The sequence below is a fragment of the Amycolatopsis sp. NPDC003731 genome, from assembly GCF_053586895.1.
On sequence record NZ_JBSFNC010000028.1, the window covers coordinates 63,384 to 82,877 of the forward strand.

The 19,494-nt window shown below is 71.4% G+C and carries 21 protein-coding genes and 1 pseudogene; 9 read left to right on the plus strand and 13 right to left on the minus strand.

Features of this window, described 5'->3' with window-relative positions; genetic code table 11:
- The first annotated feature begins 14 nt into the window (after window positions 1-14).
- Window positions 15-752, plus strand: coding sequence for a Clp protease N-terminal domain-containing protein (locus ACWDN5_RS14870; RefSeq protein ID WP_449676664.1), 738 nt, complete (start codon window positions 15-17; stop codon window positions 750-752).
- 96 nt (window positions 753-848) lie between these two features.
- Here the strand turns inward: ACWDN5_RS14870 and gndA are convergent, their stop codons facing one another.
- Window positions 849-2,288: an NADP-dependent phosphogluconate dehydrogenase gene (gene gndA / locus ACWDN5_RS14875; protein ID WP_449676665.1), complete on the minus strand. Its 1,440-nt coding sequence runs from the start codon at window positions 2,286-2,288 to the stop codon at window positions 849-851.
- An 85-nt stretch (window positions 2,289-2,373) separates the two neighbouring features.
- Window positions 2,374-3,294 (minus strand): MBL fold metallo-hydrolase, encoded by a 921-nt coding sequence (locus ACWDN5_RS14880; protein ID WP_449676666.1) that lies wholly within the window; start codon window positions 3,292-3,294, stop codon window positions 2,374-2,376.
- A 235-nt stretch (window positions 3,295-3,529) separates the two neighbouring features.
- Between ACWDN5_RS14880 and ACWDN5_RS14885 the strand changes: the two genes are divergently transcribed.
- The 4 genes from ACWDN5_RS14885 (at window position 3,530) to ACWDN5_RS14900 (ending at window position 6,758) form a co-directional block, all read left to right on the plus strand.
- Window positions 3,530-4,393 carry a helix-turn-helix domain-containing protein gene (locus tag ACWDN5_RS14885; RefSeq protein ID WP_013222333.1) on the plus strand — a complete coding sequence of 288 codons (864 nt, stop codon included), beginning with the start codon at window positions 3,530-3,532 and terminating at the stop codon, window positions 4,391-4,393.
- Window positions 4,394-4,481: 88 nt separating this feature from the next.
- Entirely contained in the window at window positions 4,482-5,333 is an 852-nt protein-coding gene (locus ACWDN5_RS14890; protein WP_449676680.1) for an SAM-dependent methyltransferase, read from the plus strand.
- Window positions 5,305-6,153 carry an SAM-dependent methyltransferase gene (locus ACWDN5_RS14895; RefSeq protein WP_449676667.1) on the plus strand — a complete coding sequence of 283 codons (849 nt, stop codon included), beginning with the start codon at window positions 5,305-5,307 and terminating at the stop codon, window positions 6,151-6,153. The genes ACWDN5_RS14890 and ACWDN5_RS14895 overlap by 29 nt, the downstream gene beginning before the upstream one ends.
- Entirely contained in the window at window positions 6,150-6,758 is a 609-nt protein-coding gene (locus ACWDN5_RS14900) for a class I SAM-dependent DNA methyltransferase (protein ID WP_449676668.1), read from the plus strand. The genes ACWDN5_RS14895 and ACWDN5_RS14900 overlap by 4 nt, the downstream gene beginning before the upstream one ends.
- Window positions 6,759-6,821: 63 nt before the next feature.
- Here ACWDN5_RS14900 and ACWDN5_RS14905 read toward each other — a convergent pair whose 3' ends face one another.
- On the minus strand, window positions 6,822-7,076 hold the full coding sequence (locus ACWDN5_RS14905; protein WP_310967992.1) for a hypothetical protein: 255 nt from the start codon (window positions 7,074-7,076) through the stop codon (window positions 6,822-6,824).
- A gap of 429 nt (window positions 7,077-7,505) precedes the next feature.
- Between ACWDN5_RS14905 and ACWDN5_RS14910 the strand changes: the two genes are divergently transcribed.
- Window positions 7,506-7,760, plus strand: a complete 255-nt coding sequence (locus ACWDN5_RS14910) for a DUF397 domain-containing protein (RefSeq protein WP_043788437.1) — start codon at window positions 7,506-7,508, stop codon at window positions 7,758-7,760.
- A gap of 111 nt (window positions 7,761-7,871) precedes the next feature.
- Here ACWDN5_RS14910 and ACWDN5_RS14915 read toward each other — a convergent pair whose 3' ends face one another.
- From ACWDN5_RS14915 to ACWDN5_RS14935, 5 genes are all read right to left on the minus strand, one after another.
- A complete protein-coding gene (locus tag ACWDN5_RS14915) occupies window positions 7,872-8,417 on the minus strand; it encodes a hypothetical protein (RefSeq protein ID WP_310967991.1) in 546 nt (181 codons plus the stop codon).
- Window positions 8,410-9,552 carry a hypothetical protein gene (locus ACWDN5_RS14920; protein ID WP_449676669.1) on the minus strand — a complete coding sequence of 381 codons (1,143 nt, stop codon included), beginning with the start codon at window positions 9,550-9,552 and terminating at the stop codon, window positions 8,410-8,412. The genes ACWDN5_RS14915 and ACWDN5_RS14920 overlap by 8 nt, the downstream gene beginning before the upstream one ends.
- Before the next feature lie 10 nt (window positions 9,553-9,562).
- A complete protein-coding gene (locus tag ACWDN5_RS14925) occupies window positions 9,563-9,955 on the minus strand; it encodes a FixH family protein (RefSeq protein WP_449676670.1) in 393 nt (130 codons plus the stop codon).
- The gene (locus ACWDN5_RS14930) at window positions 9,952-11,349 is read right to left on the minus strand and encodes a hypothetical protein (RefSeq protein ID WP_449676671.1); all 1,398 of its coding nucleotides are present in this window, start codon (window positions 11,347-11,349) and stop codon (window positions 9,952-9,954) included. The genes ACWDN5_RS14925 and ACWDN5_RS14930 overlap by 4 nt, the downstream gene beginning before the upstream one ends.
- Window positions 11,350-11,444: 95 nt before the next feature.
- Window positions 11,445-12,299, minus strand: a complete 855-nt coding sequence (locus ACWDN5_RS14935) for an alpha/beta fold hydrolase (protein WP_449676672.1) — start codon at window positions 12,297-12,299, stop codon at window positions 11,445-11,447.
- Window positions 12,300-12,353: 54 nt separating this feature from the next.
- Between ACWDN5_RS14935 and ACWDN5_RS14940 the strand changes: the two genes are divergently transcribed.
- A complete protein-coding gene (locus ACWDN5_RS14940) occupies window positions 12,354-12,929 on the plus strand; it encodes a CGNR zinc finger domain-containing protein (RefSeq protein ID WP_310967986.1) in 576 nt (191 codons plus the stop codon).
- 408 nt (window positions 12,930-13,337) lie between these two features.
- Here ACWDN5_RS14940 and ACWDN5_RS14945 read toward each other — a convergent pair whose 3' ends face one another.
- The 3 genes from ACWDN5_RS14945 to ACWDN5_RS14955 are packed head-to-tail and all read right to left on the minus strand — an operon-like array spanning window position 13,338 to window position 16,122.
- The gene (locus ACWDN5_RS14945; protein ID WP_449676673.1) at window positions 13,338-14,204 is read right to left on the minus strand and encodes an oxygenase MpaB family protein; all 867 of its coding nucleotides are present in this window, start codon (window positions 14,202-14,204) and stop codon (window positions 13,338-13,340) included.
- Window positions 14,204-14,779, minus strand: coding sequence for a TetR/AcrR family transcriptional regulator (locus tag ACWDN5_RS14950; RefSeq protein WP_449676674.1), 576 nt, complete (start codon window positions 14,777-14,779; stop codon window positions 14,204-14,206). Before ACWDN5_RS14950 ends, ACWDN5_RS14945 begins: the two co-directional genes overlap by 1 nt.
- A complete protein-coding gene (locus ACWDN5_RS14955; protein WP_449676675.1) occupies window positions 14,746-16,122 on the minus strand; it encodes an amidase in 1,377 nt (458 codons plus the stop codon). Before ACWDN5_RS14955 ends, ACWDN5_RS14950 begins: the two co-directional genes overlap by 34 nt.
- A gap of 126 nt (window positions 16,123-16,248) precedes the next feature.
- Between ACWDN5_RS14955 and ACWDN5_RS14960 the strand changes: the two genes are divergently transcribed.
- Window positions 16,249-16,797 carry a dihydrofolate reductase family protein gene (locus ACWDN5_RS14960; RefSeq protein WP_449676676.1) on the plus strand — a complete coding sequence of 183 codons (549 nt, stop codon included), beginning with the start codon at window positions 16,249-16,251 and terminating at the stop codon, window positions 16,795-16,797.
- Between the two features lie 38 nt (window positions 16,798-16,835).
- On the plus strand, window positions 16,836-17,870 hold the full coding sequence (locus tag ACWDN5_RS14965) for a D-cysteine desulfhydrase family protein (protein WP_449676677.1): 1,035 nt from the start codon (window positions 16,836-16,838) through the stop codon (window positions 17,868-17,870).
- 78 nt (window positions 17,871-17,948) lie between these two features.
- On the opposite strand, the pseudogene ACWDN5_RS14970 reads toward ACWDN5_RS14965, so the two are convergent.
- Window positions 17,949-18,515, minus strand: a pseudogene (locus tag ACWDN5_RS14970) (DUF998 domain-containing protein); the annotation flags it as partial.
- Window positions 18,516-18,549: 34 nt separating this feature from the next.
- Window positions 18,550-19,335: a protein phosphatase 2C domain-containing protein gene (locus tag ACWDN5_RS14975; RefSeq protein ID WP_449676681.1), complete on the minus strand. Its 786-nt coding sequence runs from the start codon at window positions 19,333-19,335 to the stop codon at window positions 18,550-18,552.
- Between the last annotated feature and the right edge of the window lie 159 nt (window positions 19,336-19,494).

Below are 19,494 nucleotides of genomic sequence, written 5' to 3' on the forward strand. Positions count from 1 at the left end.
CTACAGTTGACGGTATGACCCTGCCCTTCAGCGTCAAACTCGACGATCTCATCAACGCCATCAAGAGCAACCACGACCACGACGCCCTGGCCCAGCTGACCGACGCGGTCTACCTGGGCCAGCACCTCGGCGAGGTGGCGGACCACCTGATCGGCCACTTCGTCGACCAGGCCCGGCGGTCCGGGGCATCCTGGACCGAGATCGGCGCCAGCATGGGCGTCACGAAACAGGCCGCCCAGAAGCGGTTCGTGCCGAAGGTGGATCCCGGTGGCGACCTGAGCGGGAACATCGAGCGCGTCTACGGCCGCTACACCGACCGCGCGCGGCACGTCGTCGTCGAAGCCCAGAAGGCGGCTGTCACGCACGCCAGCCCGGAGATCGACACCGTGCACATCGTGCTGGGCCTGCTGACCGAGCCCGCCGCGCTGGCGGCCGGGGCGATCCTGGCCCAGGGCGTGCAGCTGGACGCCGTCCGCGAAGCCGCCGAAGCGCGGCTGCCCGAGCCGGTCGACCCGGTGCCGAACGTGGTCCCGTTCTCCGCCGCCGCCAAGAAGACCCTCGAGCTGACCATGCGCGAAGGCCTGCGGCTCGGGCACAACTACATCGGCACCGAGCACATGCTGCTGGCCCTGCTGGAACAGGGCGAAGGCAGCGGCTTCGAGGTGCTCGACGGCCTGGGCGTCAAGAAGGACAAGGCCGAGGCGAAGATCGTGGAGGTGCTGGCGGAACTCCTCGCCGCCCGGGGGCAGTGAGGCTCCTGCTGGCCGCCGCGCTGCTCGCGGTGGTCCTGGTGACGCTGCTCTGACCGGGTGGGACCAGGGGGTCTTCCCGGTCAGAGCAGCGGCCGGTCAGGCTTCGGACTCCGGGCGGCCGTCGGCGGCCCAGGCCGTGTGGAACGAACCTTCGCGGTCCACCCGGCGGTAGGTGTGGGCACCGAAGAAGTCCCGCTGGCCCTGGACCAGCGCGGCCGGCAGCCGGTCCGCGCGGAGGCCGTCGTAGTAGGCCAGCGCCGTCGAGAAGCCCGGCGTCGGGATGCCGAGCTTGACCGCCGTCGAGATCACCGAGCGCCACGAGTCCTGTGCATCCTCGACCGCCTTGCGGAAGCCGCCCGACGTCAGCAGCGTCGGCAGTTCCGGCTCGTCGGCGTAGGCCGCGGTGATGTCGTTGAGGAACTTCGCGCGGATGATGCACCCACCGCGCCAGATCGAGGCGACCTTGCCGAGGTCGATGTCCCAGCCGTACTCGGTCGCGCCCGCCTGGATCTGGTTGAAGCCCTGCGCGTACGCGACCACCTTCGACGCGTACAGCGCCTGCCCGACGTCGTCGGCGAAGCGCTCCAGCGCGGAACCCGACAGCGGTGCCGCCGACGGGCCGCCGAGCCCGCGGGCCGCCGCGCGCAGCGACTTGGACCCGGACAGCGAACGCGCGAAGACGGCCTCGGCGATGCCCGAGATCGGGACGCCCAGGTCGAGGCCGATCTGCACGGTCCAGCGGCCGGTGCCCTTCTGCTCGGCGGCGTCCTCGACGACGTCGACGAACGGCTTGCCGGACGCCTTGTCGACGTGCGCGAGCACCTCGGCGGTGATCTCGATCAGGTAGGAGTCGAGCCGGCCGGTGTTCCACGTGCGGAACACGTCGGCGATCTCGGCCGGCGCGTAGCCGCCCGCGTGCCGGAGCAGGTCGAACGACTCCGCGATCAGCTGCATGTCGGCGTACTCGATGCCGTTGTGCACCATCTTGACGAAGTGGCCGGCGCCGTCCGCGCCGATGTGCGTGCAGCACGGCTCGCCGTCGACCTTCGCCGAGATGTCCTCGAACAGCGGGCCGAGCGACTCGTACGACTCCTTCGAGCCACCGGGCATGATGCTCGGCCCGTGCAGCGCGCCCTCCTCGCCGCCGGAGACGCCGCTGCCGACGAAGTGCAGGCCACGCTCGCGCAGCGCCTTCTCGCGGCGGCGCGTGTCGGCGAAGTGCGCGTTGCCGGCGTCGATGATGACGTCGCCCTCTTCGAGCAGCGGCGCGAACTCCTCGATGACGGCGTCGGTCGGGCCGCCCGCCTTGACCATGATCACGACCTGCCGCGGCCGCTCCAGCGCGTCGACGAACTCCTGCGCGGAGTACGCCGGGATGAAGTCGCCCTCGTCGCCGAACTGGTCCACCAGCGCGCGGGTCCGCTCCTCGGACCGGTTGTGCAGGGCCACCGTGTGGCCGTGCCGGGCCAGGTTGCGGGCCAGGTTGCGGCCCATGACCGCCAGGCCGGTGACCCCGATGCTCGCCTTCTTGCTCATCCGAATCCTTCCGAAGTCTCTCTCGATTCAGACAGTAGTCCGATCGACGCCTCAAGGAAGGGCACGGAGGACCAGCTCACCTAGTTCAGGAGAAGCAGCGGATGGGTCCCTTGTTTAAGGCGAGCATGTCGGTGATCGCCGCGACCAGGTCGATGTCCGCGCCCCACTCGGCGCCGTCGAGCTCGGCGTACGCGCGGTGCAGGTTCCCCGGCAGCCGCTCCTGCTCGCTCAGCGCCGCGAATTCGCCGAGGTCCGTCTCCTTCGCCACCTCCAGCGGCGACAGCCCGGCGGCCTTCCCGCGCTCGGCCGTCTTCTGGAGGAAGGCCAGGTAGGCGTCCACTTTGTCCACTACGTCCAGTCCGCACGGACCGCCGTGACCCGGCAGGATCACTTCGGGGTCGAGCTCCCGGATGACGTCGAGGGCCTGGCGCCACCCGGCGACTGAGCCCATCAGCGCGAACGGGCTGCCGCCGTGGAACACCAGGTCACCCGCGTAGAGCACGCGCTGCTCGGGCAGCCAGACCAGCACGTCGTTGGTCGTGTGGGCGGCGTGGCCGGGGTGGATCAGCCGGATCTCGACGTCGCCGGCGTACAGCGTGAGCCGGTCGTCGAAGACGATCTCGGGCGGCCGCGGCCGCAGCTCACCCCAGTCGTTGCCGACGAAGACACCCTCGTAGGTCTGGATGCCCTCGGCGGCGATCAGCTCGCGGGTCTTGCGGTGGCCGACGACCGTCGCGCCTTCGACCAGGTAGTTGCCGTTGGTGTGGTCACCGTGGTGGTGGGTGTTGACCAGCGTGGTCACCGGGCGGCCGGTGGCGGCCTCGGCCGCCGCGAGCAGGGCGCGCGTGCGGCGCTCGGTCGCGCAGGTGTCGATCAGCACGGTGTGGTCGCCGGCGTCGACCAGCCCGCAGTTGTTGATGTACCAGGAGCCGTCCGGCTGGACGTAGCCGTGCGCGTGGTCGGCCAGGCGGGTGACGGCGGCGGCGGAGGGGGAACGATCGGTCACGGCGTCACTATGCCCGAGACCGGGCTCCGCCGGTTGGCCGAATAATTCCGAATTTCACTGGTCCAGGCGAGTGATACCGCAGGTGACTGGCAATCTGCGGCGTTTCCTGGAACGCTGCGCGATGTCATCATCGAGATCCGCAAGGTGAAGCACTAGCCTGGGTGGGTTCGATAGTTCGCGTGCGACGGCGGCCGGTGGCCGCCGTTGCTTGGTAGTGGTCCGGGAGAGCAGGGCGATGGCCAGCACCGTCACCTCGCGCCGGAAGCAGCTCGGGAACGAGCTCCGGCATGCCCGCACCGCGGCGCGGATGACACAGCAGCAGGTCGCCGAGGTCCTCGGCTGCACCCAGGGCAAGGTCAACAAGATCGAGTCCGGTGCCGTCGGGGTGAAGCTCGGGGATGTGCGATCGATGCTGAACGCGTTCGGGATCAACGGCGAAGAGGCCGACACGCTGATGAACCTGGCGCGGGCCGCCGCCGGGCAGCGCGGCCACTGGTCCGGCTACCGCTCGGTGGTGCCGCACTGGTTCCGCACCTTCACCGACCTGGAGCCCGCGGCCGCGGAGATCCTCACCTGGCACGGTGAGCGCATCCCGGGTCCGCTGCAGTCCGAGCACTACATGCTCAAGCAGTTCACCGAGGCCGGCGCGACGGACGTGACATCGCTGGTCCGCAACCGCCTCGACCGCAAAGCGGTGTTCGAGCAGCAGCAGCCGCCCTACTACCGCTTCATCATCAGCGAAGGCGCGCTGCGCCGGGCACCCGGCGGGTACGCGCCCGCGGTGATGCTCGACCAGGTCGAGCACCTGCTCTCGCTCGAGAAGCACCCGCGCGTCTACGTGCACGTACTGCCGTTCGGCGCGCGGCTGGCCGCGGTGCCCAACGACTTCACGATCATGCGGTTCCCGGACCGCACGCGCGACTTCGTCTACATCGAGCACTCCGCCGGCGGGCTCTACCTCGACGACGTCAAGGACTTCAACATCTTCGTCGACTCGTGGGACAGGCTGCGGGGAGCGGCGCTGGAGCGGCAGGAGACCCGGCAGTTCCTCAAGGAGCTCGCGGAGGGTTACCGCGCGCAGATGCAGCAGCTCCAATAGGGCGAACGGCCGCCTGAGGTATCCCGACCGGTGAACAACTTTCGGTAGAGTCGGTCTGTTGCGCTGGATTCCCCCGGAAGTGGACATCGTGGACCCCGACTTCCTCCCCGACGTCATCGACCTCGACCGGCCGAACATCGCGCGCATCTACGACTGGGCCCTCGGCGGCACCGCGAACTGGGCGATCGACCGGCAGTTCGGCGAACAGGCCGTGCAGGCGTTCCCGCTCGCGAAAGCGCTCGCCCGCAGCAACCGCGACTTCCTCGGCCGGGCCGTGCGCTACTGCCTTTCCGAGGGCATCACGCAGTTCCTCGACCTCGGCTCCGGCATCCCGACCGCGGGCAACGTGCACGAAGTGGCCGACGACCACGTCGACGACAGCCGCTGCGTGTACGTCGACAACGAGCCCGTGGCCGTCGCGCACGGGCGGATGCTCCTGGAAGAGGCCGGCGACCCCGAGCGCCACGCCGTGCTGCACGCCGACCTGCGGGACGCCGGCGAAGTCTGGGAAGCCGCGCTGGCCACCGGCGTGCTCGACGCGGACCGGCCGATCTGCCTGCTGACCGTGGCGGTGCTGCACTTCCTCCCGGACGTCACCGGTGTCCGGGAAGCCATCCGCGACTACCGGACGCTGCTGGCGCCCGGATCGGCGTACGTGCTTTCCCACGCGACCGAATCCGGCGTCGAAGGCGACGAGCTGGCGCAGATCCGGAAGCTCGTGAAGCTGTCCGAGCGGTCGAGTTCCCCCGCGGTTTCCCGGTCCCTCGACGAGATCGCCGCGTTCTTCGGTACCTTCGACGTCGTCGAGCCCGGGATCGTGCCTGTGGGAGAGTGGCGCCCGGAGCCCGGCGCCGCCACGGTCCCTCTCGCGAGCGTGGTCGGCGGTGTCGGCCGCAAGCCTGGAGGACGCAATGACTACGCAGGACCCCGAAGCCCCTGAAGGCGTGGACCTGGACCGGCCGAACGCGGCCCGCATCTACGACTGGTTCCTCGGCGGCGACGCCAACTGGGCCATCGACCGCCAGTTCGGCGAGCAGGCGGTCAAGACCTTCCCGATGATCAAGACCGTCGCGCGCGCCGGCCGCGACTTCCTCGGCCGCGGCGTGCGGTACCTGGCGCGCAACGGCATCGACCAGTTCCTCGACCTCGGCTCCGGCGTCCCGACCGTCGGCAACGTCCACGAGGTCGCGACCGACGTCAACCCGGACGCCCGGTGCGTGTACGTCGACAACGAGCCGGTCGCGGTGGCCCACTCGCAGATCCTGCTGGAGCAGGAGGGGGTCGCGGGACGGCACGCGGTGCTGCAGGGCGACCTGCGCGACCCGGCCGACATCTGGAAGCGCGCGCTCGACACCGGCGTCCTCGACCCGAACCGCCCGATCGGCCTGATCATGGTCGGCGTCCTCTACTTCCTCGGCGCCGACGAGCCGGTGGCCCAGACCATCCGGAAGTACCTCTCGCTGCTGCCGTCCGGCTCCTACTTCCTGTCCTCGCACCTCACCGACGACGGCCTGCACGACATGGCCGACGCGGACAGCCGCGAGACGATCATGAAGCAGTACAACCAGTCGAGCACGCCGCTGCACCTGCGCAGCCGCGCGGAGTTCACGTCGTTCTTCGAGGGACTGGAGCTGGTCGAGCCGGGCATCGTCTACCTGCCGGAGTGGCACCCGGAGGAGATCGAGTCCAAGGCCACGAAGAAGCTCGCGAACGACCCGGCGTTCGTCGGTCACCTCTGCGGCCTCGGCCGCAAGCCGTGACGGCGGCCGCCTACGACGCGATCGCCGATCAGTACGCGGAATTCGCCGCCGAGGTCTGGGACAAGCACGCCCTGGAGCGGGCGGTGTGGACGGCGTTCGCGGATTCCGTCCGCGGGCGCGGTCCGGTCGCCGACCTCGGCTGCGGGCCCGGGCACCTGACGGCGCACCTGCGTTCGCTCGGCGTGGACGCGTTCGGCGTCGACCTGTCGCCGGCGATGATCGCGCTGGCCGGGGCCGCCCACCCGGGCCTGCGGTTCGAAGTGGGTTCGATGGCGGCGCTGGACCTGCCGGACGGGTCGCTCGCCGGGATCCTGTCGTGGTACTCGCTGATCCACACCCCACCGGTGGAGGTGCCCGCGTACTTCGCCGAATTCGCCCGAATGTCGGCGTCCGGTGGTCACGTTCTGTTGGGGTGCTTCGAATCCGGCGGCGGCCCGCTGACGTCGTTCGACCACAAGGTGACGACGGCCTACAGCTGGCCGCTGGACGACCTGGCCGGGCTGGCGGCCGCGGCGGGCTTCACCGAGGTGGGGCGGGTGTACCGCGAGCCGGTGGCGGGGGAGCGGCCGATGCGGCACGGCTGCCTGCTGCTCCGGAAACCGTAGCCGGAGAAGGCAAGAGCCCCGGTTCCGCAGGAAACCGGGGCTCTTTCGCGGTGGTACGGCAGTTCAGGCGCGCGAGCCGATCCGGCCGCTCATCAGCGGCGTCAGGTCGATCGCGGCTTCCAGCGGGCGGGTCGTGCGGACTCCGTCGGCGTGGCGCCGCAGCGGGAGGTCCTGATCGGTGGCCCACGTCGTGGTCTTGCGCAGCGGCGCCTGGATCAGGCTGAAGCCGAAGCGGTTGCGCAGCTCGTTCCCGATGCCCCGGCGGCCACGGTGTTCTTCGTCCTCGCGGCGGAAGAGCGAGTTCACCCGGACGGCCATTCGTCTACACCCCCAGCTCTCGTCGCGGTGCTTCGGCGCCCCGGAGGGAAAGCGCTTCCGCTTCCGGAGTTCGGACCAGCCTGGTCACGGCCAGCGCGCCGGGTGGCGCACCTTCCTCGACGATCACGCTGTTCCTCCCCCATGAGGTCCTGCGGTGGCGTTGGCTTGGTTGGTTCCGGCTCTGGTCGTTCCGGCTGTTCGGCCCGCCTCGACGACCGCCCGCCGCGGGCAGGCAGTCATTCACCGACACCAGCGCCCCGGCCGATGCGATTAATCCTACTCCTGGAATAATCTTCATGTCGAGGCCGTACCCAGTTGATCACCCGCTTGGCCCTGTGGCTTGCTCCATTGAGACACTGAGTAGCCGGGAGCGGGTGCCTTCGACCAGGTCACGACCGCGCCCCCCATCGATCCTCGGAGGTACGACCCATGGCGGATTATCCGTCGTTCGCGGATTACGATCCGAACACGGCCGTGACCCTGTTCGAAGAGGCCGCCTGGGAGAAGTCGTTCGCCAGCGAGCCCAACGGCGGCAGCTGCGTCGAGGTCAACCTGGGCCGTGACGGCCTGATCGGCGTCCGGGACACCAAGCTCGCGACCAGCCCGGTCTTCGTGTTCGACACCGCCGAGTGGGAAGCGTTCCTGATCGCCGTCAAGGCCGGGCAGTTCGACCTGCCCGCCTGATCGCCCGTGCCCCGGAAGACGAATGGTGAAGGCCCCCTTCCCCGCTCTCTACGGTGAAGGAGGCCTTCGCGGCCGTCCGAATACGTCCGGACACCCGATGTGAGGGGAATCTCACCCGATTGCCGGAAGCTCACCCCCGCGCAGGCGGCCGCGGGTCCGGCGCCAGGCCACCACGACCAGTGCCACGAGCCCGATCAGCGGCAACGTGCTGATCGCCCAGCTCACGCCCATCGGCGGCCCCGGTTGTTCCAGCACCGGCAACGCGCGCAGTTCGCCGGTGCCGGAACCGGCGGGGCCGTTGACGGTGAAGCGGAAGGTCCAGTCGCCCGGCCGCGGCATCGAGCGGACGTCGAGTCCCCACACCTCGAGTTTGCGCGGGTGCCGGACCAGCGGCTGCTTCCGGTTCTGGCCGCCCTCCGGGTTGAGCATGGTGAGCGTGCCGGACTTGCCCTCGATCCCGCCGTCGGGGATGAAGGTGAAGTCCAGGGACTGCATGGCCTTCAGCGGCCAGGTGCTGAAGCCCACGGTCAGCCCGTACGGCCCGGCCTGCACCCGCTCGGTGTGCACGATGTTGACCGGCTCGTAGGCGTTCGCCGGCGCCGCGGTGGCGAACAGCAGCCCGGCCACGACGGCGAGAGCGAGCAGACTCTTACGCATCAGCGGTTTCCCCCTTCTTCGCGGGCGCCAGCAGGCAGAGCATCCCGCCGAACCGCCACCCGGCGAACCCGCCGAGCAGCCCCAGCGCCGCGCTGAGCACGGCGGTCGTCGTCAGGTACCAGGCCGGCGGCACGTGCGCGCCGGTGTAGAGCAGCGCCCGCTGCAGGGGCAGGCTCAGCCCGAGCAGCAGCCCGGCGATCCCGCCGGCGACCACGGACACCCGGCCCGCGCGCCACCCCCGGCGTCGCCCGGTGAAGTAGACCAGCTCCATCAGCGCGGCGACCGGCAGCAACGCCATCGGGGTCAGCGACGGCATCGCCGGCACCCCGGAAATCGCGTCCCGCAACGGCAGGCCGACCAGGTCCGCGTACGCCTTCGCCGCCCACGGCGAGAACCACCAGAACACCGCCTGCACGGCCGCGACCAGTGCCGCGGTGCCCACCGCCCCACCCGGACGGCGGGCGAACCCGGCGCCGACGGCGACCAGCAGCACCGCCATCATCGACGTCCCGATCGCGACGGCGTCGGCGTAGTCGTCCGGCACCTGCTGCAAGCCGAGCGCCAGCACCGGCCCGAAGGTGAGCAGCACGGTCAGCGACGCCAGCGTGCCGAGCCGGCCCCAGCGGTGCTCCCGGGCCGCGGCGAACACCGCGGTCGTGCCGATCAGCGACACCGTGATCGACAGCAGCAGCCCGATGTGCGGCGGCGAGTCGATGACCGCGTCGAAGCCGTAGAGCCCGTGCCACCACTGGTCCCACAGCCCGTACAGCAGGAAGGTCGCCGCGCCGACGCCGGAAACCAGGTACCCCAGCGGGGCCGCGAACGTCCGGCCGAAGACGTTGACCACGCGCCCGCCGATCCGCGGGTCGACCGGCCGTCCCGCGCGCCGCGCCGCCGTCGTCAGCAGCACGACGGCGAGGCTCGCCAGGCCGACGACCGCGCTGCCCGCGTACAGGAACAGGTGCGGCAGCGTGAAGAACGTGTCCGGCCCGACGTCGTCGTGCCACTGGATGTCCCAGGTGAGCCCGACCAGCGACAGCAGTGACCCGCCGAGCACGACGTTCGCCGGCAGCAACCCCGTTCGAGCCTGTTTCGCCACCGACGTGGTGCGCACGCCGGATGCGGTGAGATCCATGCCCCCTCCTTTACTTGACCAACACGGGAAAGACGATCTGCGCGGGCCCACCGGGGCCGCGCAGCGAAACGGCGATCTCCCACTGCCCGGACATCGGCAGCCCGACGTCCGTGGCGCGGTACCGGCCGGGCCCGTCCGGCGCGGCGGGGACCGCCGGGAACGCGTGCCCCATCTGCGCCATGACCGGAGCCACCGTGACGGCTTCGGGCGTCGGCCCGGTCACCGTGACCACGATCGTGTTGCCGCCGAGGTGGGGCTGTTCCGCGGAGAACTGGACGGTGTAGGGACCCGAAACCGCCTGCTGGTCCGTGGGTTTCGCGTCGCCGCCACCCCAGAGCAGCCACGCGGCACCGGCCGCGACGACCAGGGCGACGACGGCGATCAGCAACGTCGGGCGTTTCACCGGCCGGCTCCGGTCGCCGGGACGTCGACCACGGCGGGCACGGTGAGCACCCGGTAGCCGCGTTCGGCCTGCAGCCAGATCCGGTACCGGCCGGGCTGGGCGAAGGTGTAAGTGAAGCCGACGTCCGGGCCGTACGCGGCGACCGTCTCATCAGGACGGTCCCGCTGGCCCGCGACCGGCGGGATCATGGCGTGGACGTGCGCCCAGGTGGGTGCCTTCGCGGCGCTTTCGCCGACGGGGCCGGTGATCGGCCCGGCGATGATCAGGTGGCCGAGCATGCCCAGCCACGGCTGGAGGTCCTGGGCGGGGAAGTGCGCGGTGATCGTCGTCGGCGTCCCGGGACTGATGGTGAGGTCGACCGGGGTGCCGTCGATCGTCCGCGGCCCGGCGCCGGGTGGTTCGGGTGCGGGGGCGGCGGTGCCCTTGAGGTCCACTGTGGACCGGGCGAGCTGGACCCCGCCGCCGCGCCGGGCGAGTTCGGCCGCGACCGCGTACGTGCCCGTTTCCGGATCGGCGAGGTGGACGCGGTAGTCGCCGGGGCCGACGCGCACCGGGTGCAGGTGGCTCAGCCGGCCGGACGGCGAGACGAGCACCAGGTGCACCAGGGCGTTGTCCCGGACCAGCAGGTCGTCGGCCGGGCGGCCGGTGGCGCCGTCGGTGAGGCTCAGCTCGAGGTCGTCGTTCCCGGCTCGGACGGCCAGGTTCACCGGCGGCCGCGAATAATCCACAGTGGACAGCTGGGCGTTCGCGTACGGATCGGTGACGTTGTCGAACGTCGGGTCCAGCTGGCTGCCGGGCGCCGGTGGCGGCGGAGTACCCGCCGACAGCAGCGCCCCGGTGACGGCGACGGCGATCGCGGCGACCACGCCGGCGCCCGGGATGAGCGCGAACGCCGTCCGCTTGGCGCGCAGCCCGACGACCAGGGCGATGAGCAGGAAGGCGCCCGCGGCGACGAACCCGCCGTAGGTCGCCTTTTCCCACGGCGGGACCACCCGGGCGGGCACGACGAACGGGATCGCGGCTGTCCGCCCGGTGTCGTCGCTCAGCGAGAGTTCCCACGGTCCCGGTTTGTCGACTTGGAGATTTCCGGGGTAGACGCCCGGCGCGGCGCCGAGGGCGACGTCCGTGCGCGAGCTCGGGACGCCGTCGGCCGCGACGGCCAGGTGCAGCGTGCCGGGCGCGGTGCCCTGGTGCGTCACGACGTCCACCCTCAGCGGCGACGGTGTGGTGTCGACGCGGCGGATGATCACGGTGAGCTCGCGCTCGCCGAGCGTCTGGGCGACCTGGACGTCGGTGCCGCTCGGTGCGCCGTCGGCGTGCGCGATCCCGCCGCCGGCCACGATCCCCAGTGCGGCCAGCAGCATCAGCAGTACGGCTCTCGGTTTGCTCCCCATCGTGTGCCGAACCTAACCGGTGGATCCGGTGGCGGGCGTCACGGCGGCGAGGGAACTCCGGTCCCCAGTTCGGGGGACCGGAGGCCCCGGGAGTCTCAGGGGTGGAGGAATTTCCGCAGGTGGGCGACCACTTCGCCAGGCTGCTCCTCGGGCAGGAAGTGGCCGCACTCGGCGAGGGGTTCGCCGGTGACGTCGTCGGCGTACTCGCGCCAGATGTCGAGCGTGGGGAGGGTGCCGAGCAGGCCGTTCGCGCCCCAGAGGGCGAGAAGTGGCTGGGTGAGGCGCTTCCCGGCGGCGAAGTCGGCGTCGTCGAGTTCGGCGTCGTCAGGGAAGGAGGCGCGGTAGTCGTCGAAGCCGGCCCGGAGCGCGCCCGGCTGGGAGAAGGCACGGACGTACTCGGCCTGCGCGTCGGCGTCGAGGGCGTGGCGCTGGTGGGTCCAGCGCTCGAAGAAGTAGCCGAGGTAGGCGGCGATGTTCTGGCCGGCCAGCAGTTCCGGCAGGTCGGGCTGGAGGTGGAAGAGCCAGTGCCAATACCCCTTGGCGATGCCGGCGTCGAGGCGCTGCCACATCGCGCGGGTCGGGGCGATGTCGAGGACGGCGAGGCGTTCGACCTGGTCCGGGCGGTCGAGGGCCCAGCGGTGGGCGACGCGGCCGCCGCGGTCGTGCCCCACGACGGCGGTGGTGGCGAACCCGAGGTGGTCGGCGAGGGCGGCGATGTCGGCGGCCATGGTGCGTTTGTCGTAGCCGTCCCTCGGTTTGTCGCTGCGGCCGTAGCCGCGCAGGTCGGGGGCGATCACGGTGTGCGTCTCGGCCAGGGGGTCCAGGACTTTGTGCCAGCAGTGCGACGTCTGCGGCCAGCCGTGCAGCAGGAATAGCGGCGGGCCGTCACCGGCGCGGAGGTAGTGCAGGCGGATGCCGTTCACGGTGGCCATGTTGTCTAACCGGTTCATAGGGTTAGACGGTAGCGCTGCTTCTAACTGTCTTCAAGGGTTAGAATGACCGGCATGGAGTGGGTCTTCGACGGCGGACGGCCGTGCCTCGACCTCGTCAACACGATGCGCAGCCGGCACGAGTCGGGTGTGGAGCTGCTGACGGGCCCGGACGCGCTGGCGGAGTGGTTCTCGCTGGCGGGGCTGACGACGGGCCCGGTGCCGGTGACGGCGGGCAACGTCCTGGCGGCGAAGGCGCTGCGGGAGGCGATCGACCGGGTGCTGCTGCCGCCGGAGGAACCGTCCTCGATGGACGTCGAGCTGGTCAACAACGCGGCGGCCTCCGCGCCGGCACCTCCGCCGCGCCTGGCGTTGGCGGGCGGAGCGCTGCGCCGCGAGGTCCCGGCCCCGAAGGACCCGGTGGCGGCGGCGTTCGCAGCCCTGGCGGCGGACGCAATCGACCTGGCCACGAGCGACGCCGAGGTCCGAGTCTGCGCGGCCGACGACTGCGGCTTGCGGTTCTGCGACGCCTCACCCCGCCGCAACCGCCAGTGGTGCTCGATGTCCCGCTGCGGAAACCGAGCCAAAGCCCGAGCCCACTACGCCCGAACCGCTCCACAGGCGAGGCGAGATGTGGACAACCCGGCCTAGCCGGCCGTCTCACCACCGGTTTCCGTCATAGCCAGCCGATACGCTGGAGACGGGGGGCGCCCCCGCGGGCCACTCCCTCAAATCCCACGTGTCGCCCTGCCAATCACGCGTGTCGCCCTGCCAATCACGGGTGTCGACCTTCCAAACACGTGTCGACCCTCCAGTCCGCGTGTCGACCCTCCAGTCACGGGTGTCAACCCTCCAGTCACGCGTGTCGACCCTCCAATCACGCGAGTTGCCCTTCCAGACAGGCGAGGTGCGCCTCTAATCACGCGAGTTGCGCCTTCAATCACACGAGATCGCTCTCCAATCACGTGAGATCGGCCTGCGATCACGCGAGATCGCGCCTCGATCACGCGAGATCGCGCCAGTTGCGTCCTCGACCACCCAAGGCTCAGCCGGCCGGCGTCAAGACCGCTGCGCCGAGCCCGGGCCCCTGCCGCCAATCAACCGGTCGTAAACCCCCGGATGCGCGCGGAACCACACGTTGAGCTTCCCGATCCACCGCATGTGCGCGGTCCGCAACCCAGCCGGGATCGGTGTCGACAGAATCCGCACCGCCGCCGCGAAGCGGTCGAACCGCCGCTGGTCCCGTAACGTCCACTGTAGACCGAGGCGCTCCCGGAAAGCCGGTGGCAGCGTCGCCCGGATCAGGAACATCTGGATCCGCGCGTGCCACCGCCACCACGAGTCGGGCAGCCACCGGACCGGCTTCGGGACCGTCCGGATCGTCTCGAAAAGCTGCTCGATCGCGGGGTTCGTCACGAACCCCGCGACCATGGCGTCGTAATACCGCTCGAAAGCCGCCCAGTCCGGCGGCAAATCCCGCGAACGCACCCCCAGCATCCGCCCGACGTCGCACATCTGCGCGTAGTACTCGTCCAGTTCCGATGTGGACAGACGCCGCCCGAAGAACCGTTGCGCGTCAACCGGAACCTTCACCAACGTCGCATGCACCCACGCATACGCCGCAGGGTCCAGCGCGCTGTACCGCCGCCCGTCCGCCACGCCCGTGAACCTCCGGTGCAACGCGCGCAACCGAGCCGCCTCGACACGCGCGCCCGCCGGGCCGCCGTAGACGTAGATCGACAGCGATGCGCCCGTTCGCATCAGGCGCGTCCACGGGTCCGACGTGTAATCCGAGTGGTCCCGCACCCCCGCCGCGACGACCGGGTGGGCCACCTGCAGCACCAGCACCTGCCCGGCCAGCAGCCCGTCGCGGAAGTCGCCGAAGTACTTCCACGCCGCCGTGCCGCGGACGACCGGGCGGGCCATCAAGCTCCGCGGAGCAACATCATCAGCGGCTCGGCCACCGGCGTGTCCGTCTCGCCCGTCGCCAGGCGCCGCAGCTGCAACCCCGCGATCAGCGCCACCACCGGCCCCGCCAGGCGGGCCGGGTCGGGGACCCCCAACGCGCTGAGGATCGTCACCGCCAGTTCGTCGTACGCCGCGAAGCACCGTGAAGACGCTTCGTGCAGCTCCGGGTCCCGCGCCGCCTGCAGGTACAACTCGTGCGCGCCGAGCTCGTCCGCGCCGAACGGCAGCTGCGCGATCACGTGCTCCACCACCGACGCCGCCTGCTCGACGCTCAGCCCCTCCGAGCGGTAGCCGTCCACGATCGCGCCGAGCTTCGCCGTCTCGTCCTCGACGAGCAGCAGCATCGCCTCGCGCAGCAACGCCGTCTGGCTGGGGAAGTGGTAGGTCAACGTCCCGAGGGAGACACCCGCGGCGGCGACGATCCGGCGGTTGGTCAGCCCGCCGACACCGTGTTCGCCGACGACGGTCAGCGCGCCGCGCAGGATGGCCTCCCGGGTGCTCACCAGCTTGTCGCGGGATGCCGCTCCGGCCACCGTTCGACCTCTTCCAGTTGCGCGGCAAGCGAAATCAGCCGCTCCTCGGCGTGCGACGGGCCGAGCAGCTGCGCGCCGAGCGGCAACCCGTCCGCCGTCTGCCCGGCCGGGACGTTGACCCCCGGCCAGCCCAGCACGTTCCACGGCCAAGCGTACGGGCACGCGGCGATCATGGCCTGGTCGGTCTCCCAGCCGGACAGCCCGTCGAACGTGCCGACCGCCGGCGGCGGGGTGGCGGTGGTCGGCGTCAGCAGGACGTCGACGCGGCCGAACACCGAGCCGATCCGCCGGTGCAGGCCCGGCTCGAGGGCACGGGCCAGCCGCAGCGCGGGGCCGGCCAGCAGGCGGCCGTGACCGGCGTTGCTGCGCGTGCGCGGGTCGAGCCCGGCCCGGTCGGGCACCCGCAGCGCCCAGTCGCGGACGCCGGTGAGCGACCGCGGCAGGAAGGTCAGCCCGATCAGGCCGTAGTCCGGCTCGACCTCGACGATCTCGTGCCCCAGCCCGGCCAGGGACTCGGCGAGCCGGCGCACGGCCGCGTCGACGACCGGGTCGAGGTGGGTCTTGGTGGCGGTGAACGGGATTCGCGTGGACAGCCCGATCCGCAGCTTCCCGGGCTCGCGCGCGGCGGCCGCGCGGAACACGCCGGACGTCCCGGCGGCCGCGTCGAGCAGCAGGGCGGCGTCCTCGGTGGTGCGGGCCAGCGGCCCGAGCACGGTCAGGCCGTGGAACAGCTCGCCCTCGGTCGGGATCCGGCCGCGCTGGGTCTTGATCCCGACCAGCCCGGTCCACGCGGCCGGGATGCGCACCGAACCGGCGCCGTCGGACCCGAGCGCGGCCGCGATGACCCCCGACGCCACCGCGGCCGCGCTCCCGCCCGAAGAACCCCCTGGGGTGTGGCCGGTGTGCCACGGGTTGCGCGTCACGCCGAAGGCCGGGCCCTCGGTGAACGGCCACTGGCCCAGTTCGGGGGTGTTCGTCTTGCCGATGATCACCGCTCCGGCCTCGCGCAGCAGCGCGACCGCGGGCGCGTCGGCCGTCGCGCACGGGAATTCGCCGGGGCAGCCGAACGAGGTGGGCAGGCCGGTGAGGTCGACGTCGTCCTTGATCGCGACCGGCACGCCGAGCAGGGGGGCACGCTCGCCGCCGGCCAGGCGCCGATCGGCCTCGGCGGCTTCGGCGAGGGCTTCGTCGTCACGCAGGTGGCGGAACGCGTTGAGCGTCGGCTGGCTCGCGTGCGCCCGCCCGAGCGCAGCCGCCGTGAGCTCCGCGGAGGTGATTTCACCCGCGGCGAGCTGCGCGGCCTGGGCGGCGAGGCCGGTGAAGTCGAGGCTCGTAGCGGTCATGGTGGCCCCCGAAGGTTCTCGTTCGTTCGAACGAACGTTACCGGATACCGACGGTCTTCGGCTACTCCCGATGAGTTTTCCCGGCCCCGGCGGTCTACCTCGCCGACGACTACGTGAGGAGAAACCATGGCCACGGTGCACGCGGGGATGAGCATGTCGCTGGACGGCTTCGTTGCCGACCGCCACGGCGGCACGGCGCGGCTGTCCGACCCGGCCGCCTCGAACGGCAGCGAGTACATGACCGACTTGATCCGCGAGACCGGCGCGGTCGTCCTCGGTCGCCGCACCTTCGCGATGGCCGAGGACCCGGACTGGTACCTCGGCAACTACGAGTTCCAGGTCCCGATCTTCGTCGTCACGCACACGCCGCCGGCCGTGTCGCCCGCGCAGGACGAGCGCCTCACCTTCACCTTCGTGACCGACGGGATCGCGTCGGCGATCACGCAGGCGAGGGCGGCCGCGGGAGAGCGGGCGGTCAAGGTGATCGGCACGAGCGTGGTCCGGCAGGCCGTGCGGGCGGGGCTGGCCGACGAGCTGCACGTCCGGATGGCCCCGGTGCTGCTGGGCGCCGGGCTGCCGCTGTTCGGCGACCCCGAGCTCGACGGCGTCAGGCTCCGGCGGATCGGCGTGCGCGAGGTCGGGCCGCACACCGAGCTCCGCTTCGCGGTGCTTTAACCCCCTATAGTGGTTAGAAAGCCGAGCCTGGAGGGCCGATGACGTTCGACTTCGCCGGATTCCCCGACGCCGCGCTGGCGGCGATCCCCCGCGTCGACCTGGGTGGCTGGCCGACGCCGCTGCACGAGGCGCCGCGGCTCGGCGAAGCCCTCGGCCTGCGCAACCTCTGGCTGAAGCGCGACGACGTCCACCCGCTCGGCGCCGGCGGCAACAAACTCCGCAAGCTCGAATACCACCTGGGCGCGGCCCAGGCGGCCGGTGCGGACACCGTGATCACGTTCGGCGCGCTCCAGACCAACCACGGCCGTCAGACCGCCGCCGCGTGCGCGAAGCTGGGCCTGCGCTGCGAACTTGTGCTCACCGCCAAGGTCCCGCGCGACGGCGAGGCGTACGAACGCGGCGGCAACCTCCCGCTCGACAAGCTGTTCGGCGCGACCGTCCACGTCTGCGCGGACGGCGAGGAGACCGGCCGCACGTACGACCGGCTCGTCGCCGAAGCGCAGGAAGACGGCCGGAAGGTCTTCACCATTCCGGTCGGCGGCTCCAACGACCTCGGCGCCCTCGGTTACGTCCGTGCCACCTACGAACTCGCGGAGCAGCTGGAGGAACGCGGCATCGAGCGCGCTCACCTCGTCGTCCCGCACGCCAGTGGTGGCACCGCGGCCGGGGTGGTCCTGGCCACCGCCCTGCTCGGCGGCCTCGGCGTCGGCGTCGCCTGCGTCAGCCACCCGCTCGACGAGGCCACGGAGAACCTCCGCGACCTCGTCGACGGCGCGGCCAAGCTCCTCGGCGTCGAGCCGCCGCCCTCGCCCTTCCCGCACGCGAGGCTGGGCGATTCCACCCTCGGCCCCGGCTACGGCATCCCGACCGACGCCGTCTGGAACGCGCTACGGCTCTTCGGGCGCACCGAGGGCGTGGTGCTCGATCCGGTCTACACCGGCAAAGTGGCCGCCGCGCTGGTCGAATGGGCGGGCCACTTCGCCCCGGACGACCACGTGGTGTTCCTGCACACCGGCGGCATGCCCGGCCTGTACGGCTACGCGCCCGAATTCGCGGCGGCCGTCGAAAGCTGACTCGAGCCGGGCCGCCAGCCACAGCAGCGTCCCCAGCAGCACGACGTCGGCGAGCAGCAGCAGCCGCTGCGTGACGCCGATCGGGAAGGCGTCGGAGATTTCGCGGAACGGCGTCATCCCGGCCTCGCTCAGCCGCACGAACACGAAGCTCAGGGCGAAGAGCGCGAACGCGCCCGCGGTCAGCCGGATCGACCGGACCAGCGCGACGCGCTCGGGCCGGCCCTTCAGCGGCTCCAGGAGCGAGATCGCCGCGCCGGGCAGGCTGCAGAACGCGACCAGGCACGCGTAGAGGTGGATTTCGCCGCTCACCGGGTCGGGTGCCTCGGGGTAGCTGGCCGGGAAGATCGCGGCCGCGGCCAGCCCGAGTGCCCACAACGCGAGCAGCAGCCGGGTCGTCCGCGACAACGGCACGCCGGCGACCTGCAGCGCGCCGAGCACCGCGAGCGACCCGATGGCCAGTGAGAGCACGCTCGCCGCGAGCATCCCTTCGCCGCGGTCGGTCACCGTGTAGCTCGACAGCGTGTCGTACACCGGATTGCGCGAGCTGATGATGTGCAGCACCAAGGCGGTGAACAGGCCCCACCCGATCGCCGCCACCGCGACGAGCCGCCACGGTCTCGTGCGCTTCCCCGTTTCCGTCCCCATGCGTCCAGGTTCGCGGGAAACGCGACCGCCGTGATCAGGGAAGACCCTGATTAACCCCCTGATTGAAATCCACGAGGACGAGCGCCTGGTCGTCGTGCCGCTTCGGCCGGGGCCAGCGCTCGCCGTCCGGATCCTGCTTTTCGGCGGTGCGGACGGCATCGAGCACGGCGTCCGGCCCGTCGCCGCGGGTGATCGCCAGAACTTTGCGCCAGTCGAAAAGTTCGTACTGGTCGACGCCGATGGACACACCGTCGCTGGCGAGCAGCACCGCGTCGACGTCGGCCCGCGGCCAGCTGCGCCGGACCGAGTGCGCGGCGGCACCGGGGACGGCTTCGGCGACCCAGAAGCCGTCGTGGGCGTTGCGCCGGCGCCGGACGTCGGCGCCGGTCTGGAGCAGCCCGCGTCTTCGCAGCCGGGTCAGCCGGTCGTCCGACACGACGTCGACGCCGAAGCGGCCGAACCCGACCACCGGGCTGTCGGCGAGGACGAGCGCGTCGACCCGGTCTCCGAGCCAGCGCACGGCCGCAACCGTGCTCGACGGCGAGCGTTGCGGCTGTAGTTCGTGTTCGGCGGTGAGGGCGGCGATCGCGCTGGTCAGCACCTCGGTCAGATCGGCTTCCGGGGCCGCGCGGAGGTCGCCGGCGAGGCGCCGGGCCAGGCGTTCGGCGTACCAGCCGCCGGGCGGGTGCGAGGGATCCGACGAGGTGGCGCCGTCGAGGACGAGCACCGCGTTGTCCAGCACGACGACGTGGTCCTCGGTGGGGCGTGGGTGGCCATCGGCGCCCACCCCGGCCCGTTCGGCGATCGCGATCTCGGGCATCACCCGACTGTACGTCGCCCGTCCGGCACGTTCGCGCTGAGCGGCGCGGGCCCGGCAGAACGGCACGTTGACGCCGGACTCGCACCCCACCCAGACCTCCCCGGCGGGCAACTCGCGCACCGGCGGCGCCTGCAGTGTCGGGGGGGGGCACATAGCTTC